Genomic DNA, 19,523 nt, shown 5'->3' on the forward strand with positions numbered 1-19,523 from the left:
CGTGCCCGGACGGATCGCTAGGCGGGTCCGCCGCCCTTCGTGACAAGTGCGCCGAGAGTTTCGCCAATGCGGCGTCACGTCAGCGAGGTCCTGCTGCAGCTACTCAGCGTTCAGCCCAGGCCGCAATGGCGCTCCCCGGCCTAGACTCAAGTTCATGCAGACGAGCAGCATCAAGGGGGAGTGAGTTTACGCAGGATCGCCGGAAGGCCACGCCCAATCCACGCGTGGTAATTAACATTTGTGTGCCATCCTTCCTCGGAAGGTGAGACTGAGATGCAGCCACAGGATCAATCATCGGTCGAGCTTACGGCAGGCGAGTCGACGCGGCATCGATACGAGCAGATGCTGGCCAACTCGGCGACGGCCGCGATTTGCGCTGGCGCGGACAATTTGATCATTTCATGGAATTCCGCGGCCGAACAGCTTTTCGGCTACAGCGCGGAACAAGCGATCGGCCAGCCACTCTCGATCATCATCCCAGAAAGGCTGCGCGCTGCGCACGACGCAGGCCTTGCTCGCGCGGTTCAGACCGGGCAAGCACGACTGGCGGGCCAGTCGGTTGATATCTTGGCGCTGCATGCAAACGGCAGTGAGATACCTGTCGATCTGTCGCTGTCGCTGTGGTTCGAAGGTGGCACGCCGATGTTTGGTGCCTTGCTGCGCGACATCGCAGATCGGCGCTCAGCCACGGAGCGCCTTGAGCACCTTGCCCATTGCGACACCCTCACATCCCTGCCCAATCGCAACGCGCTGCTCAAGTCGCTGAACGCGAGCGTCGGACGCATGCCTTGCTCCTTGATGCTGCTCGATCTTGATGGCTTCAAGCATGTGAATGATAGCCTAGGGCACTCTGTCGGTGATCAGCTTCTGACCGCGGTCGGGGACCGGCTGAGCGCCGCGGTCGGCAACACCGATTTCGTTGCGCGCCTGGGCGGCGACGAATTCGCGGTCTTCCTTTCCGCGTGTGCCGACCCGTTGCGACTGGACGAACTTGCATCACGAATCCTGAAGGCGTTGCACGCGCCGTTCGAACTTGCAGGACAGTCCGTGTACATCGGCACGAGCATCGGCATTGCCATGTCGCCGAAAGACGCGTCCGACGTCGGGCAAATTCTATCGAGCGCGGACCTAGCCTTGTACAGCGCAAAGAGTACTGGGGGCGGCGTCCGGACGTTCTTCGCGCGCGAGATGCAGAACAGATCGGAGGAGAAACATCGCCTCGGCTCGGAGCTTCGCCAAGCTGTTGCCAACGGCGAGTTCGAGCTGTGGTATCAGCCTCAGATTCGGCTCCGGGACAGCTCGCTTGCGGGCGTAGAAGCACTGCTTCGCTGGCGTCATCCGCATCACGGCCTGCTCGCGCCACAGTTCTTCATCCAGGTGCTCGAGGAGAGTGCGATCGCGGAAGAAGTTGGCGATTGGATCATCGAACAGGCCTGCGCGGAAGCGACCCACTGGGATCAAGCCGGGCTTGGACCCTTGCGCATCGGAGTGAACCTCTTTGCTGCACAGCTGCGATCTGGTCGGCTGTTCGACGTAGTTACGGCAGCACTGCAGAAGCACAAACTCTCCCCGAACAAACTTGAGCTTGAGATCACAGAGAACACCGTTCTTCGCCATAGCAGCCAGTCGACAAAAGCACTTAGAAAGCTGAGGGCGCTAGGCGTTGGTGTTGCTTTCGATGATTTTGGAACCGGTTATGCTTCGTTGAGCCTGCTCCAAAGGTACCCTGTTACCCGATTGAAAATCGATCGGAGCTTCATCGCACGGGTAGACCGAAAAGCTGGCGATGCAGCGATCGTCGGGGCAGTCGTCAGCATGGCCAATAGCCTCGGGCTCGAAGTGATCGCCGAAGGGATTGAGACGATCGAACAGGAAGCCGCTGTACGTCGCCTGGGTTGCGACGAAGCACAGGGGTACCGATATGGCCGTCCAATGCCAGCGCGCGAGATAGCAGCAACGTATTTAGATGCAGCGCCTGACAGTGGAGTCGCCTCACCGGCGGCGTAAGCCACCCTAGGGCAGCGTGCGGCTATCACCCACCACCAGTCGTTTAGCCCCTCGACCGCCGCCAAAACGAACGGCTGCTTACCGCCAGCCAGCACGAAAGCAGACAAGCCGCTTTCCACCAGATTTAAGCCCATGCTATCGTAGACTGGTTGAAGGTATAAGTACGCAGGACCACGCGCTGTTTTGCTTCCGCCGTGCTTCCAGCGGTTATATCAGCCATCTACGGCGTACACGGAAAAGCCGCCATGTCATTGACATAGCGGCTAGATTTGGTTGCGGGGACGGGATTTGACCGCTGTAGAACTCGAGTTCGGCTGACCAAGGGTGCTCTCGTACCGGCTACTACCCGCTCACTTAGATCGCCTTCCCCGCACAACGAAGAATGAGCTGTGCAGCGGCCGATTGAACAAAGGTCCATTGTGGGCGCCGTCGCCAATATGGCCCGCTCGCGCGCCTTATAGCGGCGAGTGTTCATCGTAGCGCCCGGCCCGCCGCAGCTGCCGCACGATGCCATTGAAAGCCGCCGTTACTCCCTGTGCTCGTCCAATCTCGTTATCCTGTTTTGCGGCGTCCCAATAGAGCTCGAGTGGCCAGCGCTCTGGGCAGTGTGGCAGAAGGCAGCGTAGCGCCAGGCGAACCTCGACTCCATCGATCCGGGCATCTGCGCAACGGCTAAGGCCGCCGCGCAGGATGTGGACGGCAAGCCCGATCACGACGCGCTGGTGCCTTGAGAGCTGGGACACCTATCAGTGGAAGTCGTGCGACTTGAACCGCACCACTTCCTCCGGATCCATCCCGTCCGCGTGGGGCGGCCAATACTGGTTGCGCGGCTCTGGTTGCCAGCCCTTGTCGCCGCGATCAGGCGAGCCCGGATGCTGCGCAGCATCGCCGCGGCCGGTGCGGTGCGGAAACGACATATCACCGACGCGGTGGAGCAGATCTCCGTGATCGATGATCCGGTCGCAGATCACATGGATGATCTCGCCTTCCTTCTGCACCCGGCCCTTCATGCCGACCATGGACGCCGACATAATCGTTCGGCGCTGCGCCTCGAAACGGTCGGGCCAAAGTATCCCATTGGCGATGCCGGTCTCGTCCTCGATCGTAATGAACAGGACACCCTTCGCCGACCCGGGCTTCTGGCGAACCAAAACGATGCCCGCGACCTCGACATGACGGCCGTCGCGGATGCTCGCGAGGTCGGCGCATTTAGTGACGCCGCGGCGGGTCAGCTCGTCGCGGACGAACGTCAGCGGATGCGCGCGGAGCGAGAGCTGGAGTGCCCGGTAGTCCTCGATCACCTCACGTCCGTCGGTAAGCGGCCGCAGCGCCACGTCCGGCTCAACACCTTCGGCGCTGAGGGTCTCGGCAGACCGATCGGCCGCAGCAAAGAGGGGCAGCGGGGCCTCTCCGAGACCCCTCACCTTCCAGAGCCCCTGGCGGCGATCGACGCTGAAGCCGTGGAAGGCATCGCCATCCGCCAGCTTCTCGATCGCGGCCCGCTGGACCCCCGATCGCCGCCAGACATCCTCCACGCTCTCGAAGGCAGTCGTGGTGCGCGCGCCTACGATCTTGGCGCCATCAGCGTTCGACAGGCCGCGGATCTGCCGCAGGCCAAGCCGCACCGCGAGATAGCGCCCGCCCGTCTTCTCCAATGTGCAATCCCAGCGGCTCGCGTTCACGCAGGGCGGACGAACCTCGACGCCGTGGTCGCGCGCGTCGCGGACGATCTGTGCCGGCGCGTAGAAGCCCATCGGCTGCGCGTTCATGAGCGACGCGCAGAACACGTCCGGATGATGGTGCTTCATCCAAGACGAGGCGTAGGAGATCTTGGCGAAGGACGCTGCGTGGCTCTCGGGAAAGCCATACGAGCCGAAACCCTCAAGCTGGCGGAATGTGCGTTCTGCAAACTCGCGGGGGTAACCCCGCTCAACCATGCCGTTGACCAGCTTCTCTGAGAAGTGCGAGACCCCGCCAGTGAACTTGAACGTCGCCATGGCGCGGCGCAGCTGATCCGCCTCGGCCGGGGTGAACCCGGCACCGACGATCGCGACTTTCATCGCCTGTTCCTGGAAGAGCGGCACGCCGAGCGTCTTCTCCAGCACCGCCCGCAACTCGGGTCGCGGGTATTCCGGCTTTTCCAGACCCTCACGCCGGCGCAGATACGGGTGGACCATGTCGCCCTGGATCGGCCCTGGCCGGACGATCGCGACCTGGATGACAAGATCGTAGAAGCGCCGCGGCTTCATGCGCGGCAGCATGCTCATCTGGGCGCGGCTCTCGATCTGGAACGTGCCGAGCGTGTCAGCCTTCTGGATCATCGCGTAGACGTCAGGGTCGTCGTCCTGCAGATCCTTGAGCTCGACGCGTAGCCCCTTGTCCGCCTCGAGCATGTTGAAGGCGCGGTTCATGCAGCCGAGCATGCCTAGGCCGAGAACGTCCACCTTCATGAATTTGAGTGCGTCGATGTCGTCTTTGTCCCATTCGATGATCTGACGATCCTCCATCGCGGCAGGCTCAATCGGCACCAGGTCATCGAGGCGGTCGTGAGTTAGGACGAAGCCGCCCGGATGCTGCGACATGTGGCGCGGCACGCCGATCAGCTTGCGGGCAAGCTCCAGCGTCAGTCGCAGCCGGCGATCGCCGATGTCTAGGTTCAGCTCGTCGACCTGCTTCTCGCCGACGCCTTCGGCCGACCAGCCCCAGACGAGGCCCGCGAGCGATGAGGTCAGATCCTCTGGAAGCCCGAGCGCCTTGCCGACGTCGCGGACCGCGCCTCGCGCACGATAGCGTTGGACCACCGCCGTTAGGGCGGAATGATTGCGCCCGTAGGTCTCATAGATCCACTGGATGATCTCCTCTCGGCGCTCATGCTCGAAATCGACATCGATATCGGGCGGCTCGCGCCGCTCTCCAGACACGAACCGCTCGAACAGCAGCTCGTGCTTAATCGGGTCAATCGAGGTGACCCCGAGCACAAAGCAGACGCAGCTATTCGCAGCCGAGCCCCGGCCCTGGCAAAGGATGCCGCGCCGGCGTGCCTCGCGGACGATCGCGTAGACGGTCAGGAAGTAAGGCGCGTAGCCAAGCTCCCCGATCAGCCGCATCTCATGCGTGATCTGGTCGGTGTAGGCCTGCGGCACGTTGCCATCGAACATCCGGTCGACAGCTTCATCGGCCAGGCGCTGAAGCGCTTCGTGCGCGGTCAGTCCGTCGATCAGCTTCTCGTGCGGGTACTGATACTGAAGCTCGCCAAGATCGAAGGTGCAGATCCGCGAGATGTCCACGCTCGCCTGCAGTGCGTCGGGATAGGCGCGGAAGCGCCGGACCATCTCGTCGGGTGACTTCAGCGCGCGATCGGCGTTGACCTCGCGGCGGTAGCCGAGCTCATCGACGGTGCATTTCTCGCGCACCGCGGTGACCACGTCTTGCAGCAGCCGCGCCTCGGGCGCGTGGTAGAGCACGTCGCCGGTCACGACCGCGCGCACGCCGGCACCGCCCGCCTGTCGGGCGAGCGCATCGATGCGGACAGCATCCCCCGGCCGGCGCCGCTGGAACAGCGCCATGTAGCCTCGCCGGCCGTAAACCGCCTTCAGGTCCTTCAGGGCCGCAAGGTTCTCCTCGTCCGCCTCATGAGGCAGCAGGATGGCGATCACGCCCTCCGACCATTGCTCCAGGTCATGCCAGTGAAGAAGGCAGCCCCCCTTCCCTGCCCGCGTCTTGCCAACCGTCAGCAGCCGCGTGATCCGGGACCAGGCTGGTCGGTTGGTTGGATAGAGCAACACGCGTCTACCGCAGGAGAGGTCAACGCGAGTCCCGGCCATCGAGCGGACGCCGGTCGCCTTCTGGGCTTCCCATGCGCGCACGACACCGGCGACGGTGCCAATGTCGCTGACGCCGATCGCGGGATAGCCGAGCAGTGCCGCGGCCGCGAACAGCTCCTCCGGACTGGAAGCGCCTCGCAGGAGCGAGAAGTGGGTGAGCACCTGAAGCTCGACATAGTGGGTCATCCGAAGACCCCGTGCATCCACCAGGACAGATCGCCTGTATCGTCCTCGAAGCCGTCACCGCGGCGAAACACCCAGAAGCGCCCGCCGGTCTCGTCCTCGACGCGGTAATAGTCCCGGACGGCCCACACCTCCGCGTCGCGGCGCCACCATTCGCCATGGATGCGCTCAGGTCCGTCGCCTGCGACAACCTTGTAGGTCTTGCCACGCCACTCGAACCGGCGAGGAGGCTGGTCCGGCATCAGAGCCATGACCCGATGCAGCGGCTCTGGATGCGCGAAAAGGCGGATGGGACGTTGCCAAGCGGGCCAGTTTCCCGGAACCTCGTTCGGGTCGGAGTGGGCGACGGCTCGCTCCGGCACATGACTCTCGACCGGGGCGATGCGGAACACCGATCGGACACCGATCCTGCCGGCGATGACGTCGACCAACCGGGACGGATCGCGCACCAGCGTTTCGCCCGCCAGGACGGCCCCCAGATCGAGGGCATCCAGCGGCTCGGTGTGCGGAGCAAAAGCATGAATTGCTCGATGCCCATGCCCGGATCGATGCGCTCGATGCGCAGCTTCAGCAGCCGCAGGAGATGCGACACCTCGCGGGTCGGCCGAGAGGTGCCGACTGCCACGAGCTGCTCGGTGCCGTCGACGCGCAAGCATTTCAGGCGAAGTGATCGCGCACCTAGCCCTTTCGCCTGCAGCACAACGGCTAGATCGCGCAGCAGGTCGCCCATGACCTGCTCGATTGCCTCGGCCGTGCCGATCGGCTCCAGCAGCCGGCGCTCAGCCGCGGGCACCTCCGGGTCGTCACGCGGCGTGATCGGCTCTGGGACGCCGCCTAGTGCCTGATCTAGGCGTGTGATCGCTGGCAGGCCAAGACGACGTGCCAGCGGACCACGCGCGACCGGCAGCAGATCCGCAATCCGATCGAAGCCGAATTTACGCGCCGCTGCTAGCGCCGTGGGTGCGAGGCGAAGCGCCGCGATCGGCAGCGGAGCAAGTGCGTCCGCTGTCCCGTGAGGTCCGACGCGGATGAGGTCACCCTTGCCGAAGCGAGCCAGCGCATGGGCAGCGCCAGGGGTGTCTGCGACGGCAACGCGCGCGGTGAAGCCCGCACGGCGGCAGAAGGCGAGCAAGCGTCGGCAGAACCGTTCCTCGCCGCCATGCAGGTGCTCGCAGCCTGCCAAGTCGATCCACAGGCCATCGTGCGGCGTCACGGCCGCGCTCGGGGACCAGCGCCTGACCGCCAGCAGCGCCAGTCGATCCAGCAGAGCCGCATCGGCCTCCGGCTCGGTTGGTCGGAAGTCGAGATCCGACACCAGCGCACGCGCGTGGGTCGCCGCCATGCCGGGATGAATGCCGAGCGCTCGCGCGCCCTCGCAAGCGGACACCACCTCTTCGCGGCGCCCTACCTTCCCCACCAGCGCTAGAGGTGCTGTTACATTGCTTTGAATATTAAAGCGCGATGAAGGCTGCTGGCTTCTCGTATCAGTCGGCGGTCTGTAAGGGTGGCTTGCTGCTTCCGAACGCCTGCCGAGCTCACGCATGGGCGGCTGCGCGTGAACCGGCAGCGTTGCGATCTGAGCCTCGACCTCCTCTCGCGACTGCGCGCTGGTTCGTGCCCAGCGGGCACCAGGCCGCCAACCGCCGCCCCGCGGCACCGAACAGGCACCCGGGTCGTCGTCGACCGGCAGTTGCACGGCAGGCCGCTCAGGCAGCCGCGTAGCGGGCCGTTCCAACCGTCTCAGCCGTTCGATGGCCAAGTTCGGCAGGAACAGCGAGACGACCCGTCTCATCGCTGCCCTCCACAATCAGGGAGAAGGATGCACCGCCACGTTGACGTGCAAGTTCGACCGACCACCGCGCTCTTCCCACACCCGCGACGTCCAACCGCGCCGAAGGCGCAGAGCCAATCCGCCAGCGCGTCCAGGCAGCTGATGGCTCGGAGAATGGATCCTGGTCTCTGCCGCGGCGACGACGCAGCAGCAGTACCGGCATGTCGGCTTCAGCCGCCACGAGCTGCAGGCGGCGGGTCGCGACCATCGAGACCTTGCTCGCCTCTGCGATGATCGCGCATGGCGTGCCGTCGCGGACAGCATCCTCGATCACGGCCAGTAGCGCAGCATCGTCCTGCGGCTGAGCGTAGATAACGTTGGCAGACGCGAGGCCCGCCTGCTCCAGCGCGGGAGCGTAGAGGTCGTGCCTACAGCTGGCCCAGAGGACCAGACCTCCGGTGTTCGCAGCCTCCCGCGCTGCGATCCCGGCAAGGAACAGGGTCGTTGCCGCGTCGTCGACCAACGCGGCACTCTGCGCGGTCGCCTCGTGGAGCGCACCAGCGCGCAATCCCCCTGCCCCAAGCCTGCTGTCGATCGCATCGACGCCGAACGGCAGCACGCGGTAGTCGGTCACCGGTGTGGCGATCGTCCGCAGGTGCGCTATGCTTGGCGCGAGAGAATCGAGGGCGGCGGGCATCGTGTTCTAAGACTCGGCTTGTTCCCTTTATGTTCCGTTACCGTGCTCCATCGGTCAAGCTCGCATCGGCTCGGTTCATCGATTCAGCGAAGAACGGGAGCAAAACGTAGCGGCAACGAAGAGGGAAGATTTCGCTTCCCCTGGGTCACCAGCTGACTCATAGAATCGCGATGCCGATACGTGCCGAAAACCGCTGGCTCTACCCGATCGACTGGCAGCAGCTGTCAGGCACGATCCGCTTCGAGCGGGCCGGGAGACGCTGCGAGCAATGTAGCCGCCCGCACCTTCAGCGGGTCGCGCATCTCGGCGATGGTCGCTGGTGGGATGCGGAGGCAGCGTGCTGGCGCTCAGACCGGGGCAAGCGGATCTCGATCAAGGGCGGCTTCACGCTTGCGAGTGTCAGGGTGACGTACGTCGTGCTGGCCTGCGCTCACCTCGACCATGATCCGAGCAACAGCGCGTCTGCAAACCTGAAGGCGCTTTGCCAGCGCTGCCACATGATCCACGATGCACCCGAGCACCGTTGGCAGCGCTGGTGGAACGTCTTTCGCCGACGCGCGCTGCGCGACCTGTACGAGGATCCTCGCGTCACACGACAACGGCTGGCGGAGCGCTGAATTCCAGCTTGTGCGAGTGCCTCAGCGGTCGGCAATGACGGGAACGGCCCGCACCTCCCGCAGAACGGGCGTTGTGTCGCCGCTCGCCGTTGGTAAGGGACCCGCTCGTTTTCTCAGGGAGCAAGATCAACATGAATATCGCTGAATTGGCCAAGGGCGTCGCGACGGTGACCGGCTCGAGCGAAGCTGACGCGAAGAAGGCTGTCACCGCGGTTTTCGACCAGATCGCGGACGCTGCGGCTAAGGGCGAGGAAGTGTCGCTCGCAGGGTTCGGGAAGTTCACCGTCAAGGATCGTCCTGAGCGTCAGGGCCGTAATCCGGCAACGGGCGAGACCATGACGTTTGCGGCGTCCAAGAAGGTGTCGTTCACGGCGGCCAAGGGCCTTAAGGACAAGCTCTGAGCCAAGCGCTGGCGATCCGTCGCTGGCATCAAGGGATGGCGGATGTGCAATCGGTACAGGCTGACGGCAAAACAGGCCGAAGTCGCTGCCACCTTTGGCATCCGCCCGCCCTATGAGCCGGATGAGACGTTCCCGCCGGCGGACATCTTCCCGACGGGCAACAAGACACCCTTTTACGGCACCGTCATCGTACAAGACGGAGCTGAGCGGCGCATCGAGCGCATGGAGTGGGGCGTTCCTACCTATGTGCCGAGCAAGCGTGACCCTTCGGTCAAGCTGACGAAGTACGTCACCAACGTCCGCAACCTGAGCTCAGCCTTCTGGCGGTCGATGCTGACCACACCGGCGCAGCGTTGCCTCGTGCCGGTAACCGCGTTCTCCGAGTTTGGCATTGCTCCAGGCGAGGACGGCAGAAAGCCACTCCACTGGTTCGATGTGCCTAGCCGGCCGATCTTTGCCTTCGCCGGGATCTGGCGACCGACCGAGCGCGGCAACGCCTATGGCTTCCTGACTACGGAACCGAACGCGATCGTGGCGCCGATCCACCCGAAGGCCATGCCCGTCATACTCCACGACGACGACTATGAGCGTTGGCTGTCGGCTCCATGGGAAGACTTAACCGAAATGGTGGCGCCCTACCCGTCTCAGCTAATGACCGTAAGCAGCTGACCAGGACGCACCTTATGCGCACCGCCATCGCCAGACCGCGCCTGAGGGCGGTGGAGACCGGATGCTACGGCGCTGGCGATGGCGGTCGAACGCTGCCAGAAGAGTTGGGAGACCGGCAGCGCCCGGCACCGCTTATGCCGATCGAACCTTGCCCGACCGTCAACGAGCGCTCACCCGCCTGAATCGAGCCCACAGGATGGCCCGCTATGTTCGGCCTGGCGCAACGGTGCGGCTCGCCGCAAACTGGAGTGCCCGGTTGCCGTGCCGGCTGCATCAGGCTCCCCACTCTGAACTATCTTCGTCCGGATAGAAGGCGTGAGGATCGGCTGGCCCCTGCCGCCGGGGCGGACGTGGTGCAGACGGGACGACGTTCGTCGTCGCCGGAAGCGAGGGAGCGCCACCGCCGAAACGAACGCGGATAAACGCCGATCCGCCGTCGATCCCCTGGAAGATGGCCATCACGTCCTCGCCGCGGGCGAGCCGACTGCCGATGTACGGCGCCCGCTCGGCGTTGACGTAGCCGAGCTGCACGCCGCTTGAACTGATCACGGCGATTGCATTGCTGTCGTGCTTGTTCCTGGGCTCCGCTATCAGCTGGACCGGGTCGCCGGGCATCGTCATTATCGCCTCCGACCGTCGGTTGCTGCCGTCCGCATTTGGAAAGTCGATGCCGACGACTGCGAGGGTGAGTTCCTGCATGTCGACGATCTATGATCTTGCGGGCCACCGCGGAAGGCGTACGCTTGTCCGATGCCTAATTTCGATGACAGCGCTGATGAGGATCTGGCCGCGGCGTGCAACCGCTTGGCCGCTTGGGTCGAACCGCTCCCGGAGGGGACGCTGGTCGATGCGGCCTCACAACTTACCGAGGGTGACCTCGCGCTGATCCTGCGCCGCCTCTACGCCACCAGACACGTCATAGAGGGCGAAGGGAGCCGGGACGAGAATAGGACATCTGCCGTCAGTCGGGCGTCGGTTCCGATCACAGCGAAAAGCTAACAACGTGCGTGATTGTGTCCAGCGCGCAGCAACTCCCCGAACGTCGTCTAGAAGGTTCTGCCGCGGCTACACCCGGCGGGATGTTCCGCCGGGTGTAGGTCTTTCCCGTAGCTCGAAACTAGGCGGATGACCGGAACGGTTCTTGTCATCTGTGTTGCCGTGCTCGTGGCCCTCGCCACCCCGTTCTTAGCTGCGCTTGTGATTCTGCGCGTACTCCGCCGCCGCAACGAGGGGGCGGACGGGCCGCATAACTGAACCTTACGGAGAAGATCGAGCGCTTTACCTCGGGGTCAAATCGCGATGGTACACCGACGCCGGAACCGGCCCGTCGCCTCCAAGTTGTTCATCGATGAGCAGCACCGCAAAGCGTAGCGATCCTGACCTTTGGGACAAGATCAAGAAGAGCGTCATCGCCGGCGAGAAAGGCGGAGAGGAAGGCGAGTGGTCCGCTCGGAAGGCGCAACTTGCCGTCGCCGAGTACAAGAAACAGGGCGGAGGATACGAAGGCAAGAAGAAGGCGGACAACTCGCTGGCGGAGTGGACCAAGGAAGATTGGGGTACAAAGTCGGGCGCGCCAAGTGGCGAAACCCAGGAGCGTTATCTGCCCAGAGCCGAGCGAGAGAAACTTACCGCGTCGGAGTATGATCTTACCACCGCCAAGAAGCGGGCCGACACGAAGATGGGCAAACAGTACTCGGCCCAGCCGGCCGATGTAGCATCCAAGACCAACCATCACGATGATCAGCGATCGAAAGCGCTCCTCTACAGGCTGGCCAAGGAGCAAGGCATCCCCGGTAGATCAAAGATGAGCAAGGCCGATCTCGCGCGTGCTTTGAAGTAGGTGCAGCGTCTCTCAATTCCGTTGCTCAGTCGTCCGCAGACCTACGATTGTCGGGCGTGCGATGAACGCCGTACCCATCAGGAGGATCTGGTCGTTACATCCGTTCGACCGGGCTGGCGCTGAACGCTGGCTTCCGTTCGGCATCCAGGAAGGTCACTCATGTCTACATCGTCGCGCATCGCCATTGTCGGCGCGGGTAACGTCGGCGCCACCGCCGCCTACGCATTGATGCTGCGCGGGTTGTTCGCCGAGATCGTGCTGATCGACCACAATCCGGAACGAGCCGGCGCCGAGGCGACCGACATCGCCGATGCCAATGCGATAGCTCAGCCGGTGCGGATCTGGGCCGGTGACTACGCCGACGTCGCCGACGCCAGCATCCTCGTCATCACCGCAGGTGCTGGAACCAAGGACGTCGAGCCGCGCACCGCTGTTGCGGGCAGAAGCGCCGCCATTGTGCGAGAGTGCGTCACTCAGGCGATGGAAGCAGGGTTCGACGGCATCCTCGTGGTTGCCTCCAACCCGGCCGACGCAATGACGCAGGTCGCACAGCAGACATCGGGGCTACCGCCGGAACGTGTGATCGGCACGGGCACTCTCCTGGACAGCAACCGCTTCAGGAAGCGGATCGCGGATCAGCTCGCGATCGCACCCGGCGCCGTCGAGGCCCTTGTGCTCGGCGAACATGGTGACAGCGAAGTCATGGCCTACTCGACCGTGCGCATCGGCGGCATGGATCTCGACGCATATCTGGGCGAGCAGAGCTTCGACCGTCCCGGCGTAGCGCACGACGTTATGCGCGCAGGTTACACGATCAGCGACGGAAAGGGTTACACTCGTTTGGCGTCGCTAGCTCGATCGCGCGCATCTGCGAGGCCATCCACCGCGACGAGCGCGTGATACTGCCTGTCTCAACGCTGCTGACAGGGCAGTACGGGATCGACGGCATCTACCTGAGCCTCCCCTGCCTGGTTGGTGCAGGCGGCATCCTGCGGATCCTGACGCCGTTGCTAACCGACGACGAGCAGATCGCGCTGGTCGCATCGAGCGACCTCCTACGACAAACCCTGCAAGCAGCCAGCTGAGAAGCAATCATGGCAACCAATCAATGTTAAATCAGCAAGCCCTTGCCCCCGCCGATCGCCTCACCTGAGCAGGCGTGCGGCGCAAGGTTGCACCTAAGCTATGCTTCGGCGGAAGGTCAGCATGCTCGGCTGATGTCTCGCAATAGGGTAGGCCTCGCTCACGCCAGCAAGAGCGCTCGGCGCATCCGGCCAATTCACTGAACGACTCGAAAGCACGCGACTTTAGTCGACAACGAGGAGCCAAGAGCTGGGCGCTCCAACGCGGATCGGCTGCCCGGTCCGAGGTCGCTACCGATGCTGTAAACCCCCTTCCCCGCGGAGCGATGATCATTCAGGAGGAACATGGCGGTGACGAACGGCGCCTAGCAGCGTCGGGCGTATTCATGCCGTCAAAGGAGGTGTATTCTCTATCGGAAACAGTGAACTAGCACAGTTGCTCATTGGTGGCGCGATACTTTGCATCGCGTTTGCCACTTTGGTGCTCAAAATCATCGAAGTTGCTCGCAAAGGCGAGTGAGTGACGGGGGTCGGCGTCTAGCAGCGCTGGCCCCTCCAAAATTTGAGGCTCGAGACGCTAGCACATCTCGAGCCTCAGGGTTGATGTATCCGCTATCGAGAGCGAACCAGCATATTCGATATAGACCGTCATCAACTACGGATCAACGGTCCATACCGGCAGGAATGATGGCCGGGTAGCTGCCTACGGTCGGGACGCCAGAGCCTCCGGCAGCGCGCTCTTTGAACAGCAAGACCCACTCTCGGTCATTCAGGACCAGTTTGAGGCTCCTCAACATCAGCCGTTCATTCATCGGCCCGAGTTTACTACCCCTCGCGCCGGTGTGGCGGCATGTGCGTTTCTAGTCGTCTGGACAGCAGAGCGCCGTGATCGTCAACGCTGCTCAACGTCAGGAGCGGGTTGCACGAGCGGCTTGCCCTTTTCTACTATGTAGGTCGCGAGCTCGGCGCCGTTGGCCCTGCCAGGATTGTACGCTTGATGTGCCACACCTGCAGGAATGAATAGAACTTCGCCAGCCTTGTACGTCGCGGGGGATTTCCCCTCTAGCTGATACTCGAGCATGCCTTCGATGACGTAGATGACCTCCTCTCCTGAGTGGCGGTGCCAAAGCGCGGTGGCTCCCGGAGCGATCTCAATCCGGGCTTGAACGGTCTCCCAGTTGGCGATCGACAAGTCATGTCGTTGATGACGTCCCCCCTGTTTTTAGCCCAATCTGAATGAGAGTTTTCCGGCCCTATGAAGCCTGCGGGCAAGGAGCTGGGACATGAAGAAGTCGAGGTACACGGACGAGCAAATCGCCTTCGCGCTGAAGCAGGCGGAAACCGGCACGTCGGTGGCCGAAGTCATCCGGCGGATGGGGATTTCGGAGCAGACATTCTATCGCTGGAAGAAGGTGTACGGTGGGCTAGGCGTCGGTGAGTTGCGGCGGGTGAAGCAGCTTGAGGACGAGAACCGGAAGCTGAAGCAGCTGGTCGCCGATCTGAGCCTGGACAAGCACATTCTGCAGGACGTGCTGGCAAAAAAGCTCTGACGCCTGGGCGGCGACGCGAGCTCGTCGCGCACGTTCAGGCGTCTCATGGGGTCAGCGAAAGGCGTAGCTGCTCGGTTCTGGGCGCCGAGCGGTCTTCGGTGCGCTACGTGTCACACCGCCCCGACCAGACGCCGCTTGTGATGCGGATCCGCGATCTGGCGGCGACCCGGACGCGGTATGGCTACTTCAGGATCTACATCCTGCTGCGCAGGGAGGGATGGTTCGTGAACCACAAGCGTGTCTACCGGCTTTACCGGGAGGATGGACTGAGCCTTCGGCTCAAGAAGCCTAGACGTAATGTCAGCGCTGCCAATCGGGTGCGGCAACCAGCGGCGCTGGCGGCGAACGAAATGTGGTCGATGGACTTTGTCTCGGACGCGCTGTTCGACGGTCGAAGGCTGCGGGCGCTGACGGTGGTCGACGCCTTCACCCGCGAGGCGCTGGCGATTGATGTCGACCAGGGTATCAAGGGCGAACAGGTGGTTGCGGCGATGACGCGGATCTCGTCAATCCGCGGCGCACCCAGAACCATCCGGGTGGACAACGGGCCGGAGTTCATCTCGAAGGCGCTGGACCGCTGGGCCTACGAGAACGGTGTGACGCTGGACTTTAGCCGGCCGGGCAAACCAACGGACAACGCCTTCATCGAGAGCTTCAACGGTCGCTTGCGCGACGAGTGCTTGAACGCACACTGGTTCCTGTCGCTTGCCGATGCCCGAACTAAGATCGAAGCCTGGCGTCGGGACTACAATGAGAGCCGTCCTCACACATCGCTTGGCTGGCTGACGCCAGTCGAATATGCTGCTGCCGCGGTCAAGATCGCCGCCGTATGAACGCCGGAAACTCACCCTCAGCCTGGATGAGAAACCGGGGGACCCTCAACCTCGATCCAGACTGTCATAGTCGATGGACCACTCAGAAGGGGGCAGCTCATGAAGATCCGTGCGCTTGACGCCCGGCTGCCCTTGCATGGTTGCTGCTAAGGCACCTGAGGCGTCAGCGCTGCTGCAACCGCAATACCGACTTCTTTGCACATAGCTGTCTCCTTGGTTCAGCCGTTTGCGACCAGAACTTGGTAGATTGAGACGCGCATAGTCGCGCCGCGAGATCGAATGCTCGACCGATGCTTAGCGCAAAAGGACGTAGTCAGGGTCGAGGCGCATCCCCCGGGACAATTCGGCTGGCAGCGTCGAGCAACCAGTTATTTGCGGACCGCTAAGCTCTCGCCTCTAACGCCGCGACTTCGTAGTCGACAAGGTCGGGCACCACGAACTCAATACCCTTGGCCGTTCGGCGGACGGGAACGCTGCGTTCTGACCGCAACAGCCGCGCTTCGGTAACCTGGAATGATGCCGGCACTCGCATGCTCACCGTTTGCGGCCCGACCCGGTGAGCCCGGCGCAGCGCAGCGGCGCGGAAGTTGGGGTTAGTAAAATTGACCAGGTGAACGGCATAACCCGGCTCAGTCCGCCAGCCAAACGTCTCGACCAGCCCTTCGCCCTCAACCTGAAACGCTCCCCCGTCGCCGTTTATCCATTGCAGCGCGTTGGTAACGAGGTCACCTAAGTCACCAGCTCCGGTCCGCCAGTATCCCGCCTCCACGTCTCCCGCGAGGTGAGCGATCCGCGACCGCCCTCGCTCACGTGCGACTACCGTCGGTGAGTCCGTGCGCGGTTCGCGCGGAAACACGGCTTCTGTCGGGTACCAGGGATAGCGAGGGACGTGTGTCAGGATCGCCGTTCCCTCAGCAGCAATCGGTACCCGCGCGCTCGAACCCTGGATCCAGTTAGTGTCGCGAAAGCTTGCGGTCAGCGGGTGCGGCCTTCCCAGCCGCTGGGTAGCGCTAGAACCGGGGAACGGTCCACCCGGCGCCGACGCCGCGATACCAAAACTCTCACGCGGCCCCGTCCGCCGCATGCTAAAGAGCCGCGCTAGCGCAAAGTCGGCGCGGGGCTTGCCGGCCTCGTCGTATAGGCCAGTTTCAAACGTAGTCAGCAAAGAGCCGCCCCGCCCCACGAACGCTTCGATCTGCGCTGCCTGCGCGTCGCTCAGCAGCGCGGCGTTCGCCAGCACTAGGACTCGGTATGACTTTAGCGCATCTGCCGACAACGCGTTGTCCAGCACAACGTCGAACGGGATTCGTGCCTCCGTAAGCAGCTGGTACATGCCCTGCACAGCGTCCAGGGTCTCGGTGCCGACCGGCGGCTTGTACAAACGGTTAGACCGCTGCGAGACGACCATCGCCACCTCGGCCAAGGACGCCAAATTGTGGAAGTGACGATCATGCTTTGCCTGCCATGCAAACACCTCGCGCCCGACTTCCTGCCAGCGCCGGTCCTCGACGAACCCCTGCTGGTACCCGAGCCAGTGATAGTAGAGCACGCCGCCCGCCGCCGCGGTTTGGAAGAGCCGAGATCGAACCTCGTCAGGGTTGCCGGTGACGTTGCGCCAGCGATTATCGCCGGCAATCTGGTACGATCCGGTCGAGTTCGGGACCGGCTTAGACCCGACGATCGCCTTGGCAATCCGCGTCTGCTGGCTGGCGTCCCAAGTTGGTGCCCCGACGCCCCCGCGCCCCTGATTATCGGCTAGGAACCAGGGCGCCTGCGCGGTTAGCTCTGTGAGATCCAGGTCACCGCCGCGAAAACCGCCCCCTAAGTTTCCGGAGAAGATAGCGGCTGACCCCCGTCGGCTGACCAGGTCGCTGTAAAGCCGCCACAACTCCACAGCGCGGCGCTGGTACGCCTGCTTGTAGGCTTCGCTGCCTGGTTCGCCGATGGCGCGGCAGGCCCGGCAGTAGCAGACCGGTGCATCCACCCCGGGCCAACCGTTCGAGTAGATGCCGTCGATCGCGTAGCGGGACAGGACCTCGTTAATAAGCGCAGGTACGAACTCCGAGTAGTAGGTGCTGAACTGGCAGGTGGCCGCATGCTCGCGCGACGAGGCTGGGTCACCTGGCCCTCCTACCAGCCCGCGCACCACCAGAGACCCGTTGGCGTTGCGACGGAACCACTCTGGACGCCCCTCGGCGAGCCCGATCTCTGCAACGTCAATGCTAAGCCGTCCCAAGATGCGGATGCCGCGCTTGCGTAGGGCGGCCACGCACTCGCCGAACAGGTCGCGGCCGTTCAGATAGCGGCTGACCGGCAGGTCGGGCAATGCCGTAGGGTAGAACGCAACGATGTTAGTAACGCTCAGGAACGTAGCCTGCGCTTCTGTCGCGGCGAGATAATCGGCCCAGCGGTCGACATCGAAGCTTTCTGGATCGCGCTCGTTGAAGTTTACCTGGACGATACGCTTAATTCGTTGATGCCAGGCGTTCGGGTCGAGGCGCGCTGGCGTTGAAGTCTTTGTTGCCGTCGCCAGCGCAGGACCGGTGCCTGCGGCTAGGCCGACGGCCAGTGCCGCAGCGCCGCCCGCGAATTCGCGCCTGTTAGTATGCATTTTCCGCCTTTCCATCAGGTAATGCCCGTCGCGTAAAATACACCGATCACCACGAACACGGCCGCGGTCTTGATCAGCGTGATCGCAAATATGTCTTTGTAGGCTTGGCGGTGGGTTAGTCCGGTCACTGCAAGTACCGTGATCACCGCCCCGTTGTGCGGCAGCGCGTCCATGCCTCCGCTCGCCATAGCGGTGACCCGGTGCATGACCTCCAGCGGGATGCCGGCCGCCTGTGCGGCTGCACCAAACCGCTCTCCCATGGCGCCGAGCGCGATGCCCAGCCCGCCCGATGCAGACCCGGTGATCCCGGCGAGAGTGGTGGTTACTACCGCGGCGTTGACCAGCGGATCGGGAATCAACGCTACCGCATTACGGACAGCAATGAAGCCCGGCAGCGCTGCGATTACAGCACCATAACCATATTCGGATGCGGTGTTCATCGCCGCGAGCAACGCTCCGGCGATCGCCGGCCGGGTCCGCTCGCTGAATCCTTCGACAACGTGCCGGAAGCGAAGGGCGATCACCAGCAGGATCGCGAGCAGCAGCGCCCCCTCCAAGGCCCAAATGGCCGCTACGCTGCTGGTTTTGGCCGTGACGACGGTCGCGACGCCCGGAAGGGCGACGCTGACTTCCGGGCCGAAGCTACGGGCAACTGCGGTCGCGAACAGGGCATTCGCCGCGACCACCGTCACAAGCGGCAACAGCGCCCGGATCGGGTTTGCCGGCGCTGCATCGGGCAGCGACACCGGCTCGTTCAGATGGTTCTCACCATATCCCTCGTCGCCTGCTGCGCGCACCCGCCACTGCAGATAGGCAGTACCCAGCGCCGCGATGAACGCGCTTCCAATCAGACCCAGCCACGGCGCCGCCCAAGCTGTGGTTCCGAAAAAGCTGGTTGGAATTATGTTCTGGATTTGTGGCGTGCCGGGCAGCGCATCCATAGTGAAGCTGAATGCACCAAGCGCCATGCTGGCGGGAAGCAGTCGCTTAGGCACCTTAGCCTGCCGGAACAGCTCGGCCGCAAAGGGGTAGACGGCGAAAACGACGACGAACAGCGACACGCCGCCATAGGTTAGCAGCGCGGAAACCAGCACCACCGGCCCAACAGCCGCTCGACCTCCCGTCCGCTTGGCCACCCAATTGATTAGCGCGCGCGCAAAACCCGAAAGTTCCATCAATTTGCCAAACAAGGCGCCGAGTAGAAATAGTGGGAAGTAGAGTTTAATGAACCCGACTGCGCGTTCCATGAACACGCCGGTAAACACGAGCGGCACGTCGCCCGGCTGTAAGAGCAGCACCGGGATCATTGCAGCCACCGGCGCGAGCAAGATGACGCTAAAACCTCGATAAGCCACGAACATCAGGAATGCGAGGCTGATCAGACTTGCCAGAACGGCCATCTCTCTCCCTTCCGTACGCCCGTTTTCCGGGTCGACCG

At 63.3% G+C, this 19,523-nt stretch carries 12 protein-coding genes and 2 pseudogenes; 7 read left to right on the forward strand and 7 right to left on the reverse strand.

Annotated features, from left to right (window positions below):
* Positions 1-273 precede the first annotated feature (273 nt).
* On the forward strand, positions 274-2,007 hold the full coding sequence (locus tag ACFE77_RS00510; protein WP_375419654.1) for a putative bifunctional diguanylate cyclase/phosphodiesterase: 1,734 nt from the start codon (positions 274-276) through the stop codon (positions 2,005-2,007).
* 746 nt (positions 2,008-2,753) lie between these two features.
* On the opposite strand, the gene ACFE77_RS00515 is transcribed toward ACFE77_RS00510, so the two are convergent.
* From ACFE77_RS00515 to ACFE77_RS00525, 3 genes and pseudogenes are all read right to left on the reverse strand, one after another.
* Positions 2,754-6,017: an error-prone DNA polymerase gene (locus ACFE77_RS00515; RefSeq protein ID WP_375419655.1), complete on the reverse strand. Its 3,264-nt coding sequence runs from the start codon at positions 6,015-6,017 to the stop codon at positions 2,754-2,756.
* Positions 6,014-7,557, reverse strand: a pseudogene (locus ACFE77_RS00520) (DNA polymerase Y family protein). The gene ACFE77_RS00515 and the pseudogene ACFE77_RS00520 overlap by 4 nt, the downstream one beginning before the upstream one ends.
* A 163-nt stretch (positions 7,558-7,720) precedes the next feature.
* A complete protein-coding gene (locus ACFE77_RS00525) occupies positions 7,721-8,482 on the reverse strand; it encodes an ImuA family protein (protein ID WP_375419656.1) in 762 nt (253 codons plus the stop codon).
* 170 nt (positions 8,483-8,652) lie between these two features.
* Here ACFE77_RS00525 and ACFE77_RS00530 point away from each other — a divergent pair, with 170 nt between their 5' ends.
* The 3 genes from ACFE77_RS00530 to ACFE77_RS00540 all read left to right on the forward strand — a co-directional run bounded on the left by ACFE77_RS00530 (position 8,653) and on the right by ACFE77_RS00540 (position 10,169).
* Positions 8,653-9,099 (forward strand): hypothetical protein, encoded by a 447-nt coding sequence (locus ACFE77_RS00530; RefSeq protein WP_375419657.1) that lies wholly within the window; start codon positions 8,653-8,655, stop codon positions 9,097-9,099.
* A 131-nt stretch (positions 9,100-9,230) separates the two neighbouring features.
* Complete coding sequence (locus ACFE77_RS00535) at positions 9,231-9,500, forward strand: HU family DNA-binding protein (protein WP_375419658.1); 270 nt, start codon at positions 9,231-9,233, stop codon at positions 9,498-9,500.
* A gap of 42 nt (positions 9,501-9,542) precedes the next feature.
* The gene (locus ACFE77_RS00540; RefSeq protein WP_375419659.1) at positions 9,543-10,169 is read left to right on the forward strand and encodes an SOS response-associated peptidase; all 627 of its coding nucleotides are present in this window, start codon (positions 9,543-9,545) and stop codon (positions 10,167-10,169) included.
* A 273-nt stretch (positions 10,170-10,442) separates the two neighbouring features.
* On the opposite strand, the gene ACFE77_RS00545 is transcribed toward ACFE77_RS00540, so the two are convergent.
* Positions 10,443-10,790 (reverse strand): HIRAN domain-containing protein, encoded by a 348-nt coding sequence (locus tag ACFE77_RS00545; protein WP_375419660.1) that lies wholly within the window; start codon positions 10,788-10,790, stop codon positions 10,443-10,445.
* A 727-nt stretch (positions 10,791-11,517) separates the two neighbouring features.
* Between ACFE77_RS00545 and ACFE77_RS00550 the strand changes: the two genes are divergently transcribed.
* Together ACFE77_RS00550 and ACFE77_RS00555 are read left to right on the forward strand one after the other, a co-directional pair.
* Positions 11,518-12,009 carry a hypothetical protein gene (locus ACFE77_RS00550; RefSeq protein WP_375419661.1) on the forward strand — a complete coding sequence of 164 codons (492 nt, stop codon included), beginning with the start codon at positions 11,518-11,520 and terminating at the stop codon, positions 12,007-12,009.
* Between the two features lie 228 nt (positions 12,010-12,237).
* Positions 12,238-13,094 (forward strand): annotated as a pseudogene (locus ACFE77_RS00555) (L-lactate dehydrogenase).
* 889 nt (positions 13,095-13,983) lie between these two features.
* On the opposite strand, the gene ACFE77_RS00560 reads toward ACFE77_RS00555, so the two are convergent.
* Positions 13,984-14,283, reverse strand: a complete 300-nt coding sequence (locus tag ACFE77_RS00560; RefSeq protein ID WP_375419662.1) for a cupin domain-containing protein — start codon at positions 14,281-14,283, stop codon at positions 13,984-13,986.
* A 91-nt stretch (positions 14,284-14,374) separates the two neighbouring features.
* Between ACFE77_RS00560 and ACFE77_RS00565 the strand changes: the two genes are divergently transcribed.
* A protein-coding gene (locus ACFE77_RS00565; RefSeq protein WP_375419663.1) for an IS3 family transposase occupies positions 14,375-15,474 on the forward strand; the annotation gives its coding sequence in 2 pieces (ribosomal slippage) (positions 14,375-14,627 and positions 14,627-15,474; 1,101 coding nt in all).
* Positions 15,475-15,856: 382 nt separating this feature from the next.
* On the opposite strand, the gene ACFE77_RS00570 is transcribed toward ACFE77_RS00565, so the two are convergent.
* Entirely contained in the window at positions 15,857-18,100 is a 2,244-nt protein-coding gene (locus ACFE77_RS00570) for an alpha-amylase family protein (RefSeq protein ID WP_375419664.1), read from the reverse strand.
* Positions 18,100-19,485: a GntP family permease gene (locus ACFE77_RS00575; protein WP_375419665.1), complete on the reverse strand. Its 1,386-nt coding sequence runs from the start codon at positions 19,483-19,485 to the stop codon at positions 18,100-18,102. Before ACFE77_RS00575 ends, ACFE77_RS00570 begins: the two co-directional genes overlap by 1 nt.
* Positions 19,486-19,523: the final 38 nt, after the last annotated feature.

The organism is uncultured Sphingomonas sp. (assembly GCF_964243315.1).
Lineage (GTDB): Bacteria > Pseudomonadota > Alphaproteobacteria > Sphingomonadales > Sphingomonadaceae > Sphingomonas.